Origin of the sequence: Mycobacterium sp. NPDC006124 (assembly GCF_040614235.1) — a bacterium.
Lineage (GTDB): Bacteria > Actinomycetota > Actinomycetes > Mycobacteriales > Mycobacteriaceae > Mycobacterium.
In genome coordinates, this window is sequence record NZ_JBEXUA010000001.1 from 646,177 (window position 1) to 662,667 (window position 16,491).

Below are 16,491 nucleotides of genomic sequence, written 5' to 3' on the forward strand. Positions count from 1 at the left end.
CCTAGTCGAGTCGGCGTACGCCGTCGTCGACGACCCGGCCGGCGACCGTCACCCAGCCGTCTGCGCTCCACCCCGTCCGAAGCTCCGAACCCTTGCCTTGGGTGATGATCAGGTCGCGGCCGAGACGGTCGGTGATGCGGACCGCGCCGGCGCCGGTGGCCTCGTCCTCCGGAATGCCCAGGTCGCTGGCGAACATTCGCGAACGGATCCGTCCCTCGCCTTCGTCGACCCACGCCCAGATGTAGTGCTCGACCGCGTCGCGGTAGTCGTCGGGATCGGCGGCAAGCACCTCGTCGACCGAGCCCATGTCGTAGATCGCGAAGTCGGGCGCCCAGTCCGCGCGCGCACTGACCGCGGTGAACTCGCCGTCGGCGTACCGGTCGTAGGCCACCGGCACCACCCCCGCGGGTACCTGAAGCGTGTTGACGGGAGTGCCGCGTTCCTTCAGCCACCACGACGCACCCACCGTCGGGTGTCCCGCGAAGGGGAGTTCCACCGTCGGGGTGAAGACGTGCGCCGTCGTGGTCGTCGCGTCCGCCGATGGCAGGTCGACGAAGATCGTTTCGCTGTAACCCAATTGGGCCGCGACTCGTTGCCGGTCCGGCGGCGGTACCAGGCTGGCGTCGACGACACCCAACGGGTTGCCGTACTCACCGTCGGCGTTGGCGAAGACCCGTAACACGGTCACGTCCAAGGTCATGACGCGATGCTACGTGGGGGCGACCAGTCAGTGGTCAGGTCGCGCTTCGCTCGTCGGCGCCGAGGGCGTCGAGCACCGCGACACGGGTGTCGATCGACCCGGTGAGTCCGCCTTCGCTGACCCCGGCGCGCAGCAGATCGCGCAACGCCTCCTGGTCGTAGACCGCGGGGTCGGTCGCCCCGATGAACTTCTCGACCACCTCGACGAAGCGGTCGGGGTCGTCGTGGAAGGGGAAGTGGCCCGATCCCTCGAACACCTCGAGTTGGGCGCCGGGCATCGCGGTGTGGGCCATCCGGGCATGGCTGACCGGGATCACCGAGTCCTGAGAGCCCCAAATCAGTTGTACGGGAACGGATTCGGTCAAATAACATCGATCGAGCATGGTCACGACCTGTCCGCGCCGGTCGACCACCGCGCGCAAGGTCCTGGCGAACGCCGACGATGCCGTGGGCTCGGGCAGGTCGGCCAAGATCCTGAGCATGTCCGGAATGTCGCGACCGACCCCGGTTGAACCGAGAAGCGGCCCACCGAGGCGCCCGACCAGTCGTAGGGCAGGCAACACCAGCGGTAGGCGCAGCAGGGCCAGAGCCTCGGTGCCAAGGGGGAGCGAGGCGATGCGCAACGCCACGTTGACGTCCTTGGTCACCCCGCCAGCGCCCACCAAGATCAGCCGGTCGACGAGTTGCGGGAACTGGTACGCGAACTGCATCGCGACACCCCCGCCGAGTGAATGTCCGACCACGGTCACCCGTTCCACGCCCAGAACGCTGAGGAGGTCGCGCATGCCGTTGGCATAGGCCGCCACCGAGTAGTCGGCGCGGGGCTTGTCCGACTTCCCGTGGCCCAGTAGGTCGGGCGCGATGACCGTGAACCGCTGTGCGAGCTTGGATTGCACCGTGCTCCACGTGGTGGAATTGTCGCCGATGCCGTGAATGAGCAGGATGACCGGCCCGGAGCCGGCGATCCGGTATGCGCGCCGATACCCGTGGATGGTCTTGTAGTGCAGCGTCGGAGTGAGCTCGCGCACGGGCCGTAGATTGGGCTTTCGCTCCGTCACGATTACCAACTTCGTCGTCGGGGCCGACTCGACCGGTACCGGTCGGGCGGCCGATCAGGACCTGCTCTCGCCGTCCCCGCCCGCGGAGTCGTCGCCAGTCTGCTCGGCGAGGAACCGTTCGAATTCGGCGCCGAGCTCCTCGCCACTCGGCAAGTCCTCGTCGCGCGCCAGCAGGGATCGGTTCTCTTGGGCAGCAACGAAAGCATCGTACTGGTGCTCCAGCGCGGTCACCACTTGAGCGACCTCCTCACTCGAGGATACCTGTTCGTTGATCTTGCCGTGGACCTCCATTCCCGCCTCGGCCAGCGGTCCCAGGGGAAGACGCAGCGACGCCGTCTTGGCAACCTGTTCCAGGAGTGCCTCGGCGGCCGGGGGATAGTCCGTCTGGGCCAGGTAGTGCGGCACGTGAACCGTGTAGCCGACGGCGTCGTGACCGTGCTGGGTCATCCGGTATTCGAGCAGGTTGGACACACTGGCGGGCACCTGGACCTCGCCCACCCACGGCTGGTGCTCGGCGATCAGGTCCTTGTCGGTGGAGTGCGCGGTCATCGTGATCGGCCGGGTGTGCGGCACCGCCATCGGAATGGTGCCGAGGCCGATGACCTGACGCACGCCGAGACGCTCGGCCAGCAACCGCACGGCGGTGATGAAGCGCTCCCAACGGAGGTCGGGTTCGAGACCGGCGAGCAGCAGAAAGGGCGTGCCGACGCTGTCGTGCAACGCATAGAGGTTCAGCTCGGGATCGTCGTAGTGGGTGAAGTGGTCGGTCTTGAACGTCATCAGCGGGCGCCGGGAGCGGTAGTCCAGCAACTCGTCGATCGCGAACGACGCAACCAGTTCGGTGTCGAGCGAGTCCTTGAGATGCGCCGCGGCGATCTTGATCACGTGGCCTGCGTCGGAGAATCCCTCCAGCGCGTGGATCATCACTGGCCCGCGACCGTCCTCCGACGACAGTTGCGGAGCGGGGAACTCCAGCTCGTAGATGCCGGTCTGCTCTGGTTGATAGTGCTGTCCAGGATTTTCTGGGTGATCAGCCATGCGGCCTCGCCTCCTCGTGACCTCCAGTGTCCCGCACTTCGCGGATCCCGCCAGTGCGGCCCCTCGCTTGGGTGGAACAACCGGTGGGTGGGGAGCCATTCCGCCACGCCCGGCCCCATCCAGCTTCATCGGGCAAGATCAGACGATCATGCGTCACGCCAGCCTCGTTTCCTTCGCCGCCGTGGCGGTTCTGGTGGCGGCGTGCGGTGCGCCCGGCTCGTCGTCGCAGTCGACGACGACCTCCTCGGCGTCGCACGTGACGTCGCGGACGCCGACGGTCGTGGCGACCGTCACCGCGGTACCCGAGGCACCGAATCCGCGGGTCGGGGCGATATTCCTCGGCGGGCAGTCGCTGCACACGTGTTCGGCCTCCGTGGTGCACTCCAGCACGGCCGACCTCATCTTGACCGCGGCGCACTGCATGGTCGGCGGGGTCGAGGGGTGGTTCGTGCCCGCGTTCTCCGACAGTGCGGCCCCGCAGCAGTTCTGGCACGTGGACGAGGTCTATCTGGACCCGCGCTGGATGGCGGCGCAGGATCCGCTCGCCGACTTCGCCGTCGTCCGGGTGAGTCGGCCCGACGACGCGTCGGTCGAGAGCGCGGTCGGCGGCGGGCTGACGCTCGGGTCGAGCCCATCCGCGGGCGTCGACGTCGCCGTGACTGGTTACGGACTCGGCGTCGGGGGAGCACCGGTGGGATGCACCGCCCGCGTCGCGATGGACCGCGGCTATCCCGAGATCCGATGTGCCGGTCTCGTCGACGGCACCAGCGGGTCGCCCTGGTTGACGGGCAGCACCGTCGTCGGCGTCACCGGAGGTCTGGACGGCGGGGGATGCGACGAGACCGTCTCCTACACGCCCCCCTTCGGCACGGCGGTGCTCGACCTGCTCGTGCGGGCCGAGGCCGGGGGACCGGCCGACGACGCCCCGTCGGCCTTCGAGGACGACTGCTGATCAGGCCTTGAACTGGCTCAGTGCCCGCAGCTTGTTCATCACGTCCAGCGCCGCGACCTTGTAGGCCTCGGAGAACGTCGGGTAGTTGAAGACCGCGTCGACGAGGTATTCCACTGTGCCCCCGCACCCCATCACCGCCTGGCCGATGTGCACCATCTCCGTGGCATTGGTGCCGAAGATGTGCACCCCGAGGAGTTTGAGATCCTCGGTGGAGACCAGCAGCTTGAGCATGCCGTAGGAGTCGCCGGCGATCTGGCCGCGGGCCAGTTCGCGGTAGCGGGACACGCCAACCTCGTAGGGGATCGAGTCCTTGGTCAGGTCGACCTCGCTGGCGCCGACGTAGGACACCTCGGGGATGGAGTAGATCCCGATGGGCTGCAGGTCCGTCATGGCGTGCGCGGGCTCTCCGAACGCGTGGTAAGCCGCGAGCCTGCCCTGGTCCATCGACGTGGCGGCCAGTGCGGGGAACCCGATCACGTCGCCGACGGCGTAGATGTGGTCGACCTTGGTCTGGTAGTCGTCGTCGACGAAGATCCGGCCGCGGGCGTCGGCCTCGAGCCCGGCGGCGGCCAAGTCGAGATGCTCTGTCTGGCCCTGCCGGCCGGCGGAGTACATCACGGTCTCGGCCGGGATCTGCTTGCCGCTGGCCAGCGTGGTGACGGTGCCGGTCGATCCGACGTCCACCCCGGTGACCTCCTCGCCGAACCGAAAGGTGACGGCCAGATCGCGCAGGTGAAAGCGCAGGGCCTCCACGATCTCGGGATCGCAGAAGTCGAGCATGGTGGGCCGCTTCTCCACCACGGTGACCTTGGTGCCCAGTGCGGCGAACATCGACGCGTACTCGATGCCGATGACGCCCGCCCCGACGACCACCATGGAGGTCGGGATGGTCTTCAGGTCCAGGATTCCGTCGGAGTCCAGCACCCGGGAGTCGTCGAACTCGACACCGGAGGGTCGTAGCGGCTTGGTGCCGGTGGCGATGACGATGTTGCGGCCGGACACCGAAATGCTCTCCGCGCGACCGGGGTCCTCCACCGCCACGGTGTGGGCGTCGAGGAAGCGCGCGTGCCCGACGTAGAGCTCGACGCGGTTGCGCATCAACTGCGAACGGACGACGTCGATCTCGCGGCCGATGACGTGCTGGGTCCGGGCCAGAAGGTCAGCCGGGGTGATCTTCTCCTTGACCCGATAGCTGGCTCCGTAGAGCTCCCGCTGGCTCATCCCGGTGAGGTAGACCACGGCCTCGCGCAGAGTCTTGGACGGAATGGTGCCGGTGTTGACGCACACGCCGCCGAGCATCAGACCGCGCTCGACGACCGCGACGGTCTTGCCGAGCTTCGCCGCGGCGATGGCGGCCTTCTGCCCGCCGGGGCCGGACCCGATGACGACGAGGTCGTATTCACGCATGGAACCCATGACGAACAGGTGTACGCCGCCCGATGTCATCTTGCATGCCGGGTACGTCAACGTCAGGTGAACAACGGGCGTAGCCGGGGGCTGCGAGGAGGCTCATCCCCAGACGCCCGTTCGTCCACAGCCGGCCCGAGCCGACGCGTTTCGCGGCCCGCTGGCGACGGTGGCGGCTGCCAGGTTTGCGCCCATGACGACATTTCGCACCTCCGAGTTCCACCCGAGCCGACCCGCCGCACTGCTGGCTGCCCTACCCGCCGTCCTCGGCTTCGTGCCGGAGGACTCCTTGGTCCTGGTCACCTTCGAAGACGGCCAGTTGGGCTGCGTCATGCGCATGGACCTGTGCGACGACGTCGCCGACCCGCTCGACCAGATGGTCGACGTGGCCGCAACGAGCGGGTCGGCCGCGGCCGTCGCCGTGATCGTCGACGAGGACGGCGCGGCGTGCCGCATGTGCGTCGGAGACCACCAGTGGTGGGCGGCGATGCTGGACGCACAGCTCGCCGACCGCGGTGTCGAACTGCTGGCCACCTATGTGGTGGATCGGCTGGAGGCGGGTGGGCGGTGGCACCGCGCCGACGGCGAGCCCGGCTCGGGGACGGTCGACGACCCGATGTCGTCGCCGATGGCAGCTGCGGCAGTACTCGACGGGCGCCGTCTGTACGCGCGGCGCACCGAGTTGCAGGCCGTCGTCGCGGTCGACCCCGTACGCGCCGAGGGTCTGCGGATGGCGCTGCTGCGGGCCGAACACGACGGTGAGCTACGCCCCGATGCCGACGCCCGCCATGACGTCGAACACGCGATGGCCGTGGCGCGCGGGCTCTCGGAGGGCATGCTTCCCGGCGACGACGACCTCGCCGCGGTGGGCTGCGCCGTCGCCGATACCCGCGTCCGCGACACGCTCTACGCGCTCGCCGTGGGGCGGGAAGCTGACCGCGCCGAGGCGTTGTGGGCCTTGATGGCGCGATCGTTGCCCGACCCGTGGCGTGTGGAAGCGCTTGTCCTGCTTGCCTTTTCGGCTTACGCCCGCGGTGACGGCCCCCTGGCGGGGGTGTCGCTGGAGGCGGCGCTGAGCGCCGACGGTAATCACCGCATGGCGGTCATGCTGGATCAGGCGCTGCAGTCGGGGATGCGGCCTGAACAGATCCGTGAACTCGCGCAGACCGGCTACCGGTTGGCCAAGCGGCTCGGGGTCCGCCTACCGCCGCGCCAAGGCGTGGGCAGGCGGGCAGGCTAGACCTTCTCCACCCGGACGGCGTGGGCCATGTGGTGGGGCAGCTCGACCTGTTCGTGGCCGGGGATGACGATCAACACGCTGCCGTGGTCACTCACCTGCACGGTGACCCTGGCATCGGGGACGACGCCGGCGTCCTTGAGCCGGGCGATCAGCTCGACGTCGCCCTGGACGTGCTCGGTGAGCTGTCGAACCCGGACGGCGACGGGAAAGCCCGTCGGCAACTCGGTGAGGCGCACCAGGCTGACGTCGTCGGCGTCGGTCATCGTGACCCCGAGCTCGGCGAGCCCGGGAATGGGATTGCCGAACGGCGAGGTGGTCGGGTTGTCCAACACCTGGACCAGGCGCCGTTCGACGTCCTCGCTCATGACGTGTTCCCAGCGGCACGCCTCGGCGTGCACTTCTTCCCACGGCAGGCCGATGACGTCGACGAGAAGACGCTCGGCCAGGCGATGCTTGCGCATCACCGAGACGGCCAGCGCGCGGCCCTTGTCGGTCAACTCGAGGTGACGGTCACCGGCCACGTGCAGCAGGCCGTCGCGCTCCATTCGCGACACGGTCTGACTGACGGTGGGGCCACTCTGCTCCAGACGTTCGGCGATGCGGGCCCGCAGCGGCACTACGCCCTCTTCCTCGAGGTCGTAGATGGTCCGCAGGTACATTTCGGTGGTATCGATCAGGTCGTTCATTCGCAGCCCTCCGTTGGATGACGAGTCTACCGGTGACGGCGCCTGAACTGGGATGCAGCACGGCCGGGAGCCGGCTGGACGACACGATGCCCGCCGCAGGCGCGGCGGGCATCGTGTCGTCGTCGGTTCCAGTGGGCCTAGCTGGCGTAGGACCGTAGCCGCTCGGCGCGCTCGCCGTGGCGCAGCTTCGCCATCACCTCGCGTTCGATCTGGCGCACGCGTTCGCGGGAGAGCCCGAACAGCTTGCCGATCTGGTCGAGGGTCCGCGGCTGACCGTCGTCGAGGCCGAAACGCAGCCGGATGACCTGCTGCTCACGCTCGTCGAGCGTGGCGAGCACGTGCCTGATGTCGGTGTGCAGCAACTCCGAGATCACCGCGTTCTCCGCCGACATGGCCTCGGCGTCCTCGATGAAGTCGCCCAGGGGCGCTTCCTCGTCGCTGCCGACGGGCATGTCCAGGCTTACCGGGTCGCGGCTGTGCGAGAGCAGGTCGGCGATCTTCTCGGCCGGAATGCCGGACTCCTCGGCCAATTCCTCGTCGCTGGCGTCGCGGCCGAGGTTCTGGTGCATCTCGCGCTTGATCCGGGCGAGCTTGTTGACCTGCTCGACGAGGTGCACGGGCAGCCGAATGGTGCGGCTCTGATCAGCCATGCCGCGGGTGATGGCCTGTCGAATCCACCACGTCGCATAGGTCGAGAACTTGAATCCCTTGGCGTAGTCGAACTTCTCCATCGCGCGGATCAAGCCGAGGTTGCCCTCTTGGATCAGGTCGAGCAGTGGCATGCCGCGCCCGGTGTAGCGCTTGGCGAGCGATACCACCAGTCGCAGGTTGGCCTCGAGGAGATGCCGACGTGCCGCTTCACCGTCGCGGACGATGGCGGCGAGTTCGCGTTTGCGGCTTTCTCCGAGGCGCTTCTTGGTCTCGAGCAGATGACGTGCGTAGAGCCCCGCCTCGATGCGCTTGGCGAGTTCGACCTCGTCGGCTGCGTTCAGCAACGCAGTCTTGCCGATGCCGTTCAAATACACCCGCACGAGGTCCGCGGCTGGGCTCTGGGAGTCCAGATCGGAATCGATGCGGCTTGCGGTGGCGTTTGCCATTACGGCCTCCTGCTCTGCTGGAACTGTCATGAGCTACAACGCTCGTATCGCTCCAAGAGTTCCCGCGAGGCTACGGTTTCACACGTCCTGACCTGCAGTTATTGGCCGTCGACCTGAGATTCTCCTGAGAAAGCACGAAGAACTTCCACATCAGGGAACGTCGTGCTGCCATTGCGCCGAATCGGGTTGCGGCGCCGGCCTGGTGCGGGCTTGCAGCGCAGGGCGCTCCGCGGTGGGGAACAGGGGAATGCGGCCCTTGTCCTCGTAGCGGCGCGGTTCCTCGGCCTGGCGCGGGGGGCGGTCGTTGGCGATCAGCACGGCGATCCACGGCAGCGGGATCGACGCCACCAGGATGCCCAGCGAGATCAACCCGTTGTGCCAGATTCCATACGCGAGCGCGGCGCCAAGGAGTGCCGGTACCCGCCACGACATGATCTTGAGGTATTTGCGAACCCTCTCGCGATGCTGTTCCTCGTAGGACAACGCCGCGCGCGTGATGAGAACTGGTCGACCATCGTCGTCGAAACTCAGCTCTGGGCCTTGTTTCATGACTCCACTGTTCCACACATCGGTCGTCATCAATCGGTCCGGTTTCTTACAGATCGCTTCCCGGGCACAATGAACTCATGGACACCCAGACCATCGAGCGCCCCGACACCGACGAACGCGTCGACGACGGGACGGATGACGACTCTCCCAAGGTCTTTCACTACGTCAAGAAGGACAAGATCGTCCAGAGCGCCGTGGAGGGCACCCACGTCGTCGCACTGTGCGGCGAGGTGTTCCCGGTGACCAAGTCCGCCAAGCCGGGCTCGCCGGTCTGCGCCGACTGCAAACGGATCTACGAGCAACTCAAGAAGTAGCACCCGGGCGCTCGCCGTTGCGCTCGTCGGCCTTGTCCTCCAGCCAGCCCTTGAGTCGCCGAGCATGCGTCTGCGGGGCGGGCCACTCCTCCTGGATGGCGGCGTTGAGTTCGGCGCCCATCATGATGGCGAAGCCGAGGAAGAACGCGAAGAGCAGGAACGCGATCGGCGTGGCCAGCGCACCGTAGGTGTAACCGGTCGCGGTGATCCAGGTCAGATAGATCCTCAGCCCCAATGTCGCCACCAGGAACACCACCGCCGCCAGGATCGCGCCGTAGACCAGGCGGTGTGAGGGCAGTGGCCGGGGCAGGGCCACCCGGTAGAGGATCGTGATCGCGATCACCAGCGCGACCAGCAGCACGGGGTAGTAGCCGTAACTGAGGACGTACTGCCAATCGTCCGGGATGTGCTCGGCGATCTTCATGGGCCCGATCGCCAGGAGTGGCGCGGTGGCGATGATGAACACCAGCCCGATCACATAGAGGCCGAGGGCGTAGAAACGTTGGCGAACTGGGTGGCGCAACTCGGTCTGGTCGTGCGCCTCCACGACGGAGTCGACGAAGGCCGACACCGCCGACGAACCCGCCCACAGAGAGATGACGAAGCCGAGCGAGACGACTTCACCTCGCGCCCCCGCCACGATGTCGGAGACCGTCGGAGCGATGATCTCGTTGACGACGTTGCGGGAGAACAGATTTCCCGCGGTGCTTACGAGACGATCTTCAATGGTCTGCAGGGTGTTCGGACCGAAGAGCGGAGCAATGTACGCCAAGCTGCCGAGCATTCCGAGCAGCAGCGGCGGCAGTGACAGCGCACTCCAGAATGCCGCCGCCGCCGACTCCGAGAAGATCGAGTCGTCCCAACTCTTTCCAAGGGTCCGCTTCAAGACGGGCCACGCGTGGCGGCGGGACGGCTTGGCTGGCGTGTGCTCGTCGTTCATGACCACACCAGCATTCACGACGACGCGCGATCGTGCGCGCAGTGGTGGCTTAGTGATTGATTACGAATCGACCTTGCTGGTCTCCAACACGGCGGCGAGCTCGACCAACTTGGCCTCGTGCTCGTTGGCGTGGTGCTGGCAGAACAGCAGGACGGCACCCGACGGCAGTTTGGCGACGACACGGGCGGCGGCGCCGCATCGGTCGCAGCGATCAGCCCGGGTCAGCTCGGGGCTGGTCAGAGTTGCGTTCATGGCGCCTCCTCCATATCTGCTTGGTGCTTTCTTCCACTCTGTCAGACGTTTTCACTTCCGGCCTTGTTCCCCGGTCGTTCACCGGTGTGTCGTGTCTCACCCGCGGAACGTTTCCGAGGGCAGACTGGTCGCATGGCCTCCACGCCCCCCGAACTGCTCCACCTGTGCACCACCGAGGAGTGGGACGCCGCGCAGGCCGCAGGAGAACGCCGACCACCGTCGCTAGACGACCAAGGCTTCGTTCATCTTTCCGCGCCCGAGCAGGTGCATCTTCCGGCGAACCGGCTCTACGCCGGGCGGCGGGACATGATCGTGCTCCGACTGAATCCCGAGATCTTCCGCGATCCGGTGCGCTGGGAGCCCGGCGTACCGTCCGATCCGGCGGCGATGCTGTTCCCGCATTTGTACGGGCCAATCCCCTTGGACGCTGTGACGAGTGTCACCCCGTACGTGCCCGACGGCGAGGGCAGATTCGCCAAATGGACTCACTCCGACAGGTAGGCGTCGACCTCGACTTCGACCAGCAGGTTGGGGGCGATGAGCGCCGACACCTCGACCATGGTCGCCACCGGTGCCACGCTGCCGAACACCTCCGCGTGGACCGCGCCGACCTCGCGCCACGACGCGATGTCGGTGACGAACATCCGCGTGCGAACGACGTCGGACATGGACGCCCCCGCATCGACGAGCGCAGTCTCGATGCGCCGAAAGATCTCTCGCGCCTGTGCGGTGACGTCAGGTCCCGGCGCGGTGGTTCCCGCCACGACGACGAGTGGTCCCACTCTGACGGCACGGGAGTACCCGACTTCGGCTTCGAAGGCCGAACCCGACGACACGTTGACGCGGTATGTCGTCATGCGGCCACCATCACGGCGCAGATCAGTCGAGGTAGTCGCGCAGCACCTGGGAGCGGCTCGGGTGGCGCAACTTCGACATCGTCTTGGACTCGATCTGACGGATCCGCTCGCGCGTGACGCCGTAGACCTGGCCGATCTCGTCGAGGGTGCGGGGCTGGCCGTCGGTGAGGCCGAACCGCAGTCGGACGACGCCGGCCTCGCGCTCGGAGAGCGTCTCGAGCACCGACTGCAACTGATCCTGCAACAGGGTAAAGGACACCGCGTCGACGGCCACCACGGCCTCGGAGTCCTCGATGAAGTCACCGAGTTGGCTGTCACCCTCGTCGCCGATGGTCTGATCCAGAGAGATGGGCTCACGCGCGTACTGCTGGATCTCCAGCACCTTCTCCGGCGTGATGTCCATTTCCTTGGCGAGCTCTTCGGGCGTGGGCTCGCGGCCCAGATCCTGCAGCAGCTCACGCTGGATGCGACCGAGCTTGTTGATGACCTCGACCATGTGCACCGGGATGCGAATGGTGCGGGCCTGGTCGGCCATGGCGCGGGTGATGGCCTGACGAATCCACCACGTGGCGTAGGTCGAGAACTTGTAACCCTTGGTGTAGTCGAACTTCTCGACCGCACGAATCAGACCCAGGTTGCCCTCTTGGATCAAGTCGAGGAAGGCCATGCCGCGGCCGGTGTAGCGCTTGGCGAGGGAGACCACGAGGCGCAGGTTGGCCTCGAGCAGGTGATTCTTGGCCTTGTCGCCGTCGCGGCAGATCCAGAGGTAGTCCCGTCGCTGAGCGGTGGTGAGCTTCTCGCCCGCCTCGGCGAACTCGGCCATCTTCTGGGTGCAGTACAGGCCGGCCTCGATGCGCTTGGCCAGCTCGACTTCCTCCTCGGCGTTGAGCAGCGCGACCTTGCCGATTTGCTTCAGGTAGGCGCGCACCGAGTCCGCGGAGGCGGTGAGTTCGGCGTCCTTGCGAGCTTGCCGCAGCGCCTCGGACTCCTCCTCGTCCCACACGAAGTCGCCGGAGGCCTTGTCCTTCTCGGAGGGCTCGGAGATGTCGTCGTCGGCCACGGCGTCGTCGGCACCGTCCTTGGCGGGCTTGGCGTCGGCCGCGGCCCCCTCGACCACCACGTCGTCGTCGACCTCGACCACTTCGAGGTCCTCGAGTTCGACGTCGGCCTCGAGGTCTACGTCGGGCTCGGCTTCGAGTTCTTCGCCCGTCTCCAGGACCTCGCCGGTGGAGACCTCTCCCGCGTCGGCGGACTTCTTGGCCCGCGGCCCGGCCGCCTTCTTGGCGGGCGCCTTCGCGGCCCGCTTGGCGGGGGCGGCGCCTCCGGCGGCCTTGGCGGCCGCAGCCTTCTTGGCGGGAGCCTTGGTGGCGGTGCGCTTCACCGGCTCCTCGATCGCCGGGCTTACCTTCGTCGCTGCCACGTGCACCCCTTCGGTCTTGCGATCGGTAGCGTGGGCGTGCGCCACCGTAAAACGTCGTCTGTCAGTTGATGGCGTTTGTTATCTGCTCGGATACCTGCCGCCATCCGTGATGAGGCCGCCGTTCACCATTGTAACGACAGAGTGGGGAACTGCCGCTACGAGCGACGAATTGGCTGTCCGCGTGCGTGGCGTCGCCGCTGGTTCGCGCCAGTCTCCGTCGGTTGGCCCCGTGGGACAACCAATTGCCACGATCGCCGGTATTGGAACGTCGGCGCGCAGATGGACGCGATGGACGGGCCGGTGACGATATGGAAGCCCCCGAGATCGACACCGGTCGATTCGGGCTAGGTTGCACACTATTCTTTGCTAGCTGCAATGATGGGTGCGTGCCCGTGGCATCGGTGAGTCGCTCGGGGGAGCGCCAAGCGGTCGACGACCTGCTTGGCGCCGCCGGCACGTCGCCATCTGCCCTGGTGATCGCCGGAGAGCCGGGCATCGGCAAGACCACTCTGTGGCTCGACGGTCTGGAACGAGCCCGCGAACACGGCTTCCTGGTGCTCTCGACGCGCGCCGACGAGGCGGAGTCGGTGCTGGCCTACGCCGCGGTGGCCGACCTGCTTCAGGACGTCGAGCCAGCTGTCCTGGCGGGTCTGACCGACCTGCAGCGCGTCGCCGTCGACCGGGTGCTGCTCCGCACCGACGCCGACGGACCGCCCACCGACCAGCGGGTCACCGGATCGGCCCTGGCGGCGGTCCTCGTCGCGATGGCCGCCCGACAGCCGATCCTGCTGGCGATCGACGACGTCCAATGGCTCGACGTGTCCAGTCAGGCCGTCTTGGCCTTCGCCGCGCGACGTCTGAGCGGGTCCATCGGGCTGCTGCTGACCGGCCGCGCGCATTCCACCGAACCCGACCCGGCGGAGTGGCTTCACCTGCAGGCGCCGGGCGCGATCCACCGGGTTCGAGTCGGGCCGCTGAGCCTGGGCGCCCTGCACATCATGATCCTGGAACGGTTCGGGAAGGCCTTCCCGCGACCCACGATGGTCCGCATCGCCGAGGTGTCCGGCGGCAATCCGTTCTACGCCCTCGAACTGGCCCGGGGCGTGGACGGCCGGTCGTCGCTCGGGGACGCGGTCCTGCCGAACACCCTCACCGAATTGGTGCGGCTGCGCACCGAGCACTTCGACGGACTGGTCGGGGACATGCTGCTGGCGGCGTGCTCGGTGGGCGACGCGACGGTCGACCTCATCGCCGAGGCCACCGGACTGCCCGTCGAACGGGTCGTCGAACTGCTGGAGGGGCCCGAGCGCGAGGGCATCGTCCGACTCGACGGCAACAGCGTGGTGTTCGCACATCCGCTGCTGGCCCGTGGCATCTACACCCACGCCGGTCCCGCCCGCCGCCGGCGGATGCACCGGGCACTGGCCGCCGTGGAGAAGCGGCCCGAACTCAAGGCCCGCCACATGGCGCTGGGTGCGGCCAGCGCCGATCCGGCCACCCTGCACGCGCTCGACGACGCGGCCTGCGCCGCCGTGGGTCGTGGAGCCGCGGCGGCGGCCGCCGATCTGTACGAGCTGGCCATCGGACTTGGCGGCGACACGCCCACCCGTCGGCTTCGAGCGGCCGAGCAGCACCTCCGGGCCGGTGACACGCGGCGAGCCCGCAAGACGATCGAGCCGGCCCTCGACGGCTTCGCCCTGGGAGCACCGCGCGCCGCGGCGCTCAACCTGCTCGGCGAGGCCCGGATGTCCGAGCACGACTATGCGGGAGCGCTGCCGCTGCTGCTCGAGGCCGTCGCCCACGCGTCCGACGATCCGGCGGTTCTGGTCGAGGCGAACGTGCTGCTGTCGCGGGCGCACTCGATGACCGGTCATCCGAACGAGGCGCGGGCCGCGGCGAGCGTCGCAGTCGACCACGCCGAACGGCTTGGCGACGGAAAGCTGATCAGTCAGGCGCTCGCGTTGAGCGTGATGCTCGACTGCGCCCGCGGGCTGCGGCGCGACGGCGCAGCCTTGGCCCGCGCGGAGGAACTCGAGGCGCCCGACCCCGACGTTTCGGCGCCCTGCCGGGCCAGCGTCATCTCCGCGGTGACGTTGTCGTGGATCGGTGGACTCGAGGAGGGGCTCGCCGGTCTCGTCGCCGCCCGGCGGCGGTGCCTCGACATGGGGTCGGACGCGGATCTGGTGTTCGTCTCGGGCCATCTGGCGATGGTCTACACCTGGCTGGGCCGGTACTCGGTGGCGGCCGACGTGGCGCAGGACGTGATGCGCCGGGGGGAACAGCTCGGCGGTGGCTACCCCGTCGTCGTCGGCAGAACTCAACGCGCGCTGGCCGCGGCGTACCTGGGACGCGAGCGGACCGCACGCGAGGACGCCCGCGTCGCGATCGCCGGGGCCCATCAATGTGGGGCTCCGTTCCTGACGATGTGGCCGTTGATTGCCCTCGGATTCCTCGAGGTGTCGCTGGGGAACTACGAGAAGGCCCTTAACGTGTTGCAGCCCTTGCTGTCTGGCCGTGGCGACGGGGTCGCGCCGGTGGTCTTCCCGGCGTCCTACCTGCCGGATGCCGTGGAGGCGATGGTCAACCTTGGCCGCGTGGACGAGGCGCTGCCGCTGGTGGAGTCACTGGAACGGCACGGCGCCGAGGTGGATCGACCGTGGATGTTGGCCTCGGGTGCCCGCGGTCGCAGCATGCTGCTGGCGGCATCGGGAGACCTCGCCGAGGCCGAGGAGACGCTGCGGCTGGCTCTGGCGCACCACGACCGACTGGCCATGCCGTTCGAGCGCGCACGCACCCAGTTGTTCCTCGGCCAGGTGTTGCGGCGCCAGCGGAAGAAGAATCTGGCCACGGCGATGCTACGTCAGTCGTTCGACACGTTCGAGGAACTCGGTGTCTCGTTGTGGGCCACACGGGTTGGGGCCGAACTCGAGCGGGCGGATGCCCCGCGCACCGGTCAGTCCGAGCTCACCCCGTCGGAGTTGCGGGTGGCCAGGCTGGCGGCGACGGGCAAGTCGAACAAGGACATCGCCACGGCACTGTTCATCAGTCCCAAGACCGTCGAGCACAACCTCAGCAGCGTGTACCGCAAACTGGCCGTCCGCACTCGTTCCGAACTCGCCAGCCGCGCCGGAGAGCTCGCCGACGACTAGCCGGCCGCGGCGTCGGCCGCCATGGCGGCGCCGACGATGCCGGCCTCGTTCTGCAGGGCCGCCCCGACCACCTGCGTCCTGTTCTTGAGCATCGGAATCCACTTCTCGGCCTTACGGCTGATGCCGCCGCCGGCGATGAACAGGTCCGGCCAGATCGCGTTCTCGATCGCGACGAGCACCTTGGTGACCTCCTTGGTCCAGCGCTCGTAACTCCACTCCTTGGCGTCCTTGATCGAGGACGCGGCGCGATGCTCGGCCTCCTTGCCGTCGACTTCGAGATGGCCAAACTCGGTGTTGGGCAACAGCACACCGTTGTGGATCACCGCCGAGCCGATGCCTGTGCCGAACGTCAGCAGGACGATCACGCCGGTATTGTCCTTGCCTGCGCCGAACTTCTCCTCGGCCAAACCGGCCGCGTCGGCGTCGTTGAGGACGGTGACCCGTCGGCCGCCGAGTTCGGCGCCGATCACCTCCTGGGCGTTGATGCCGATCCAGCCCTTGTCGACGTTGGCTGCGGTTTGCACGATGCCGCCGGTGACGACGCCGGGATAGGTCACGCCGAGGGGGCCGTCCCAGTCGAATTCCTTGACGACCGCGGCGATGGTCTTGGCCACGGCGTCGGGGGTCGACGGCTGCGGGGTCGCGAGCTTGTAGCGTTCGCCGATCAGCCGACCGGTGTCCAGGTCGACGATGCCGCCCTTCACCCCGCTGCCGCCCACGTCGACGCCGAAGCCTCGCCGCGGGGAACCGCCGTCACTCGATGCGGGGGTTGAACTCTCGGTCATTGAGCGCTCCTCTGCAAGCGGCCGTCAGGTGCGACGCCAACCACACCC

17 protein-coding genes are annotated in these 16,491 nt (G+C 67.8%); 5 read left to right on the forward strand and 12 right to left on the reverse strand.

Annotated features, from left to right (window positions below; all coding sequences use genetic code 11):
* Position 1: 1 nt before the first annotated feature.
* The 3 genes from ABZ195_RS03070 to ABZ195_RS03080 are packed head-to-tail and all read right to left on the reverse strand — an operon-like array spanning position 2 to position 2,795.
* Complete coding sequence (locus tag ABZ195_RS03070) at positions 2-700, reverse strand: PhzF family phenazine biosynthesis protein (RefSeq protein ID WP_355214718.1); 699 nt, start codon at positions 698-700, stop codon at positions 2-4.
* Between the two features lie 34 nt (positions 701-734).
* Positions 735-1,757: an alpha/beta hydrolase gene (locus ABZ195_RS03075; RefSeq protein ID WP_355214720.1), complete on the reverse strand. Its 1,023-nt coding sequence runs from the start codon at positions 1,755-1,757 to the stop codon at positions 735-737.
* A 54-nt stretch (positions 1,758-1,811) separates the two neighbouring features.
* Complete coding sequence (locus tag ABZ195_RS03080) at positions 1,812-2,795, reverse strand: PAC2 family protein (RefSeq protein ID WP_355214722.1); 984 nt, start codon at positions 2,793-2,795, stop codon at positions 1,812-1,814.
* Positions 2,796-2,943: 148 nt separating this feature from the next.
* Between ABZ195_RS03080 and ABZ195_RS03085 the strand changes: the two genes are divergently transcribed.
* Positions 2,944-3,747: a trypsin-like serine protease gene (locus ABZ195_RS03085; protein WP_355214724.1), complete on the forward strand. Its 804-nt coding sequence runs from the start codon at positions 2,944-2,946 to the stop codon at positions 3,745-3,747.
* Here ABZ195_RS03085 and sthA read toward each other — a convergent pair whose 3' ends face one another.
* On the reverse strand, positions 3,748-5,154 hold the full coding sequence (gene sthA / locus ABZ195_RS03090) for a Si-specific NAD(P)(+) transhydrogenase (protein WP_355214947.1): 1,407 nt from the start codon (positions 5,152-5,154) through the stop codon (positions 3,748-3,750). It abuts the gene before it with no gap.
* Positions 5,155-5,347: 193 nt separating this feature from the next.
* Here sthA and ABZ195_RS03095 point away from each other — a divergent pair, with 193 nt between their 5' ends.
* Positions 5,348-6,394, forward strand: coding sequence for a DUF4192 domain-containing protein (locus tag ABZ195_RS03095; RefSeq protein ID WP_355214725.1), 1,047 nt, complete (start codon positions 5,348-5,350; stop codon positions 6,392-6,394).
* On the opposite strand, the gene ABZ195_RS03100 is transcribed toward ABZ195_RS03095, so the two are convergent.
* From ABZ195_RS03100 to ABZ195_RS03110, 3 genes are all read right to left on the reverse strand, one after another.
* Positions 6,391-7,080 (reverse strand): iron dependent repressor, metal binding and dimerization domain protein, encoded by a 690-nt coding sequence (locus tag ABZ195_RS03100; RefSeq protein ID WP_355214727.1) that lies wholly within the window; start codon positions 7,078-7,080, stop codon positions 6,391-6,393. The two genes, ABZ195_RS03095 and ABZ195_RS03100, sit on opposite strands and share 4 nt — an antisense overlap.
* Before the next feature lie 137 nt (positions 7,081-7,217).
* On the reverse strand, positions 7,218-8,207 hold the full coding sequence (locus ABZ195_RS03105) for a sigma-70 family RNA polymerase sigma factor (RefSeq protein ID WP_355214729.1): 990 nt from the start codon (positions 8,205-8,207) through the stop codon (positions 7,218-7,220).
* A 120-nt stretch (positions 8,208-8,327) separates the two neighbouring features.
* Positions 8,328-8,726 carry a DUF3099 domain-containing protein gene (locus tag ABZ195_RS03110; RefSeq protein WP_355214731.1) on the reverse strand — a complete coding sequence of 133 codons (399 nt, stop codon included), beginning with the start codon at positions 8,724-8,726 and terminating at the stop codon, positions 8,328-8,330.
* Positions 8,727-8,803: 77 nt separating this feature from the next.
* Here ABZ195_RS03110 and ABZ195_RS03115 point away from each other — a divergent pair, with 77 nt between their 5' ends.
* Positions 8,804-9,040, forward strand: coding sequence for a DUF3039 domain-containing protein (locus ABZ195_RS03115; RefSeq protein WP_263998155.1), 237 nt, complete (start codon positions 8,804-8,806; stop codon positions 9,038-9,040).
* On the opposite strand, the gene ABZ195_RS03120 is transcribed toward ABZ195_RS03115, so the two are convergent.
* Together ABZ195_RS03120 and ABZ195_RS03125 are read right to left on the reverse strand one after the other, a co-directional pair.
* Positions 9,030-9,980 (reverse strand): YihY/virulence factor BrkB family protein, encoded by a 951-nt coding sequence (locus ABZ195_RS03120; RefSeq protein WP_355214733.1) that lies wholly within the window; start codon positions 9,978-9,980, stop codon positions 9,030-9,032. The two genes, ABZ195_RS03115 and ABZ195_RS03120, sit on opposite strands and share 11 nt — an antisense overlap.
* 60 nt (positions 9,981-10,040) lie before the next feature.
* Positions 10,041-10,232: a hypothetical protein gene (locus ABZ195_RS03125; RefSeq protein ID WP_056548606.1), complete on the reverse strand. Its 192-nt coding sequence runs from the start codon at positions 10,230-10,232 to the stop codon at positions 10,041-10,043.
* 132 nt (positions 10,233-10,364) lie between these two features.
* Here ABZ195_RS03125 and ABZ195_RS03130 point away from each other — a divergent pair, with 132 nt between their 5' ends.
* Positions 10,365-10,733, forward strand: a complete 369-nt coding sequence (locus tag ABZ195_RS03130; RefSeq protein ID WP_355214734.1) for a DUF952 domain-containing protein — start codon at positions 10,365-10,367, stop codon at positions 10,731-10,733.
* Here ABZ195_RS03130 and ABZ195_RS03135 read toward each other — a convergent pair.
* Together ABZ195_RS03135 and ABZ195_RS03140 are read right to left on the reverse strand one after the other, a co-directional pair.
* Positions 10,718-11,089, reverse strand: coding sequence for a RidA family protein (locus ABZ195_RS03135; protein WP_355214736.1), 372 nt, complete (start codon positions 11,087-11,089; stop codon positions 10,718-10,720). The two genes, ABZ195_RS03130 and ABZ195_RS03135, sit on opposite strands and share 16 nt — an antisense overlap.
* Positions 11,090-11,111: 22 nt before the next feature.
* Positions 11,112-12,509 carry an RNA polymerase sigma factor gene (locus ABZ195_RS03140; RefSeq protein WP_355214738.1) on the reverse strand — a complete coding sequence of 466 codons (1,398 nt, stop codon included), beginning with the start codon at positions 12,507-12,509 and terminating at the stop codon, positions 11,112-11,114.
* A 392-nt stretch (positions 12,510-12,901) separates the two neighbouring features.
* Here ABZ195_RS03140 and ABZ195_RS03145 point away from each other — a divergent pair, with 392 nt between their 5' ends.
* Positions 12,902-15,658 carry an AAA family ATPase gene (locus ABZ195_RS03145; protein WP_355214740.1) on the forward strand — a complete coding sequence of 919 codons (2,757 nt, stop codon included), beginning with the start codon at positions 12,902-12,904 and terminating at the stop codon, positions 15,656-15,658.
* Here ABZ195_RS03145 and ppgK read toward each other — a convergent pair.
* Positions 15,655-16,443: a polyphosphate--glucose phosphotransferase gene (gene ppgK, locus ABZ195_RS03150; protein ID WP_355214742.1), complete on the reverse strand. Its 789-nt coding sequence runs from the start codon at positions 16,441-16,443 to the stop codon at positions 15,655-15,657. The genes ABZ195_RS03145 and ppgK overlap by 4 nt on opposite strands.
* Positions 16,444-16,491 lie beyond the last annotated feature (48 nt).

What these genes read in the sequence shown, in the direction of transcription:
- ABZ195_RS03070 (WP_355214718.1), bottom strand. Translation starts at nt 700, where the DNA reads ATGACCTTGGACGTGACCGTGTTACGGGTCTTCGCCAACGCCGACGGT.
- ABZ195_RS03080 (WP_355214722.1), bottom strand. Translation starts at nt 2,795, where the DNA reads ATGGCTGATCACCCAGAAAATCCTGGACAGCACTATCAACCAGAGCAG.
- ABZ195_RS03085 (WP_355214724.1), top strand. Translation starts at nt 2,944, where the DNA reads ATGCGTCACGCCAGCCTCGTTTCCTTCGCCGCCGTGGCGGTTCTGGTG.
- sthA (WP_355214947.1), bottom strand. Translation starts at nt 5,154, where the DNA reads ATGCGTGAATACGACCTCGTCGTCATCGGGTCCGGCCCCGGCGGGCAG.
- ABZ195_RS03095 (WP_355214725.1), top strand. Translation starts at nt 5,348, where the DNA reads ATGACGACATTTCGCACCTCCGAGTTCCACCCGAGCCGACCCGCCGCA.
- ABZ195_RS03100 (WP_355214727.1), bottom strand. Translation starts at nt 7,080, where the DNA reads ATGAACGACCTGATCGATACCACCGAAATGTACCTGCGGACCATCTAC.
- ABZ195_RS03105 (WP_355214729.1), bottom strand. Translation starts at nt 8,207, where the DNA reads ATGACAGTTCCAGCAGAGCAGGAGGCCGTAATGGCAAACGCCACCGCA.
- ABZ195_RS03110 (WP_355214731.1), bottom strand. Translation starts at nt 8,726, where the DNA reads ATGAAACAAGGCCCAGAGCTGAGTTTCGACGACGATGGTCGACCAGTT.
- ABZ195_RS03115 (WP_263998155.1), top strand. Translation starts at nt 8,804, where the DNA reads ATGGACACCCAGACCATCGAGCGCCCCGACACCGACGAACGCGTCGAC.
- ABZ195_RS03120 (WP_355214733.1), bottom strand. Translation starts at nt 9,980, where the DNA reads ATGAACGACGAGCACACGCCAGCCAAGCCGTCCCGCCGCCACGCGTGG.
- ABZ195_RS03125 (WP_056548606.1), bottom strand. Translation starts at nt 10,232, where the DNA reads ATGAACGCAACTCTGACCAGCCCCGAGCTGACCCGGGCTGATCGCTGC.
- ABZ195_RS03130 (WP_355214734.1), top strand. Translation starts at nt 10,365, where the DNA reads ATGGCCTCCACGCCCCCCGAACTGCTCCACCTGTGCACCACCGAGGAG.
- ABZ195_RS03135 (WP_355214736.1), bottom strand. Translation starts at nt 11,089, where the DNA reads ATGACGACATACCGCGTCAACGTGTCGTCGGGTTCGGCCTTCGAAGCC.
- ppgK (WP_355214742.1), bottom strand. Translation starts at nt 16,443, where the DNA reads ATGACCGAGAGTTCAACCCCCGCATCGAGTGACGGCGGTTCCCCGCGG.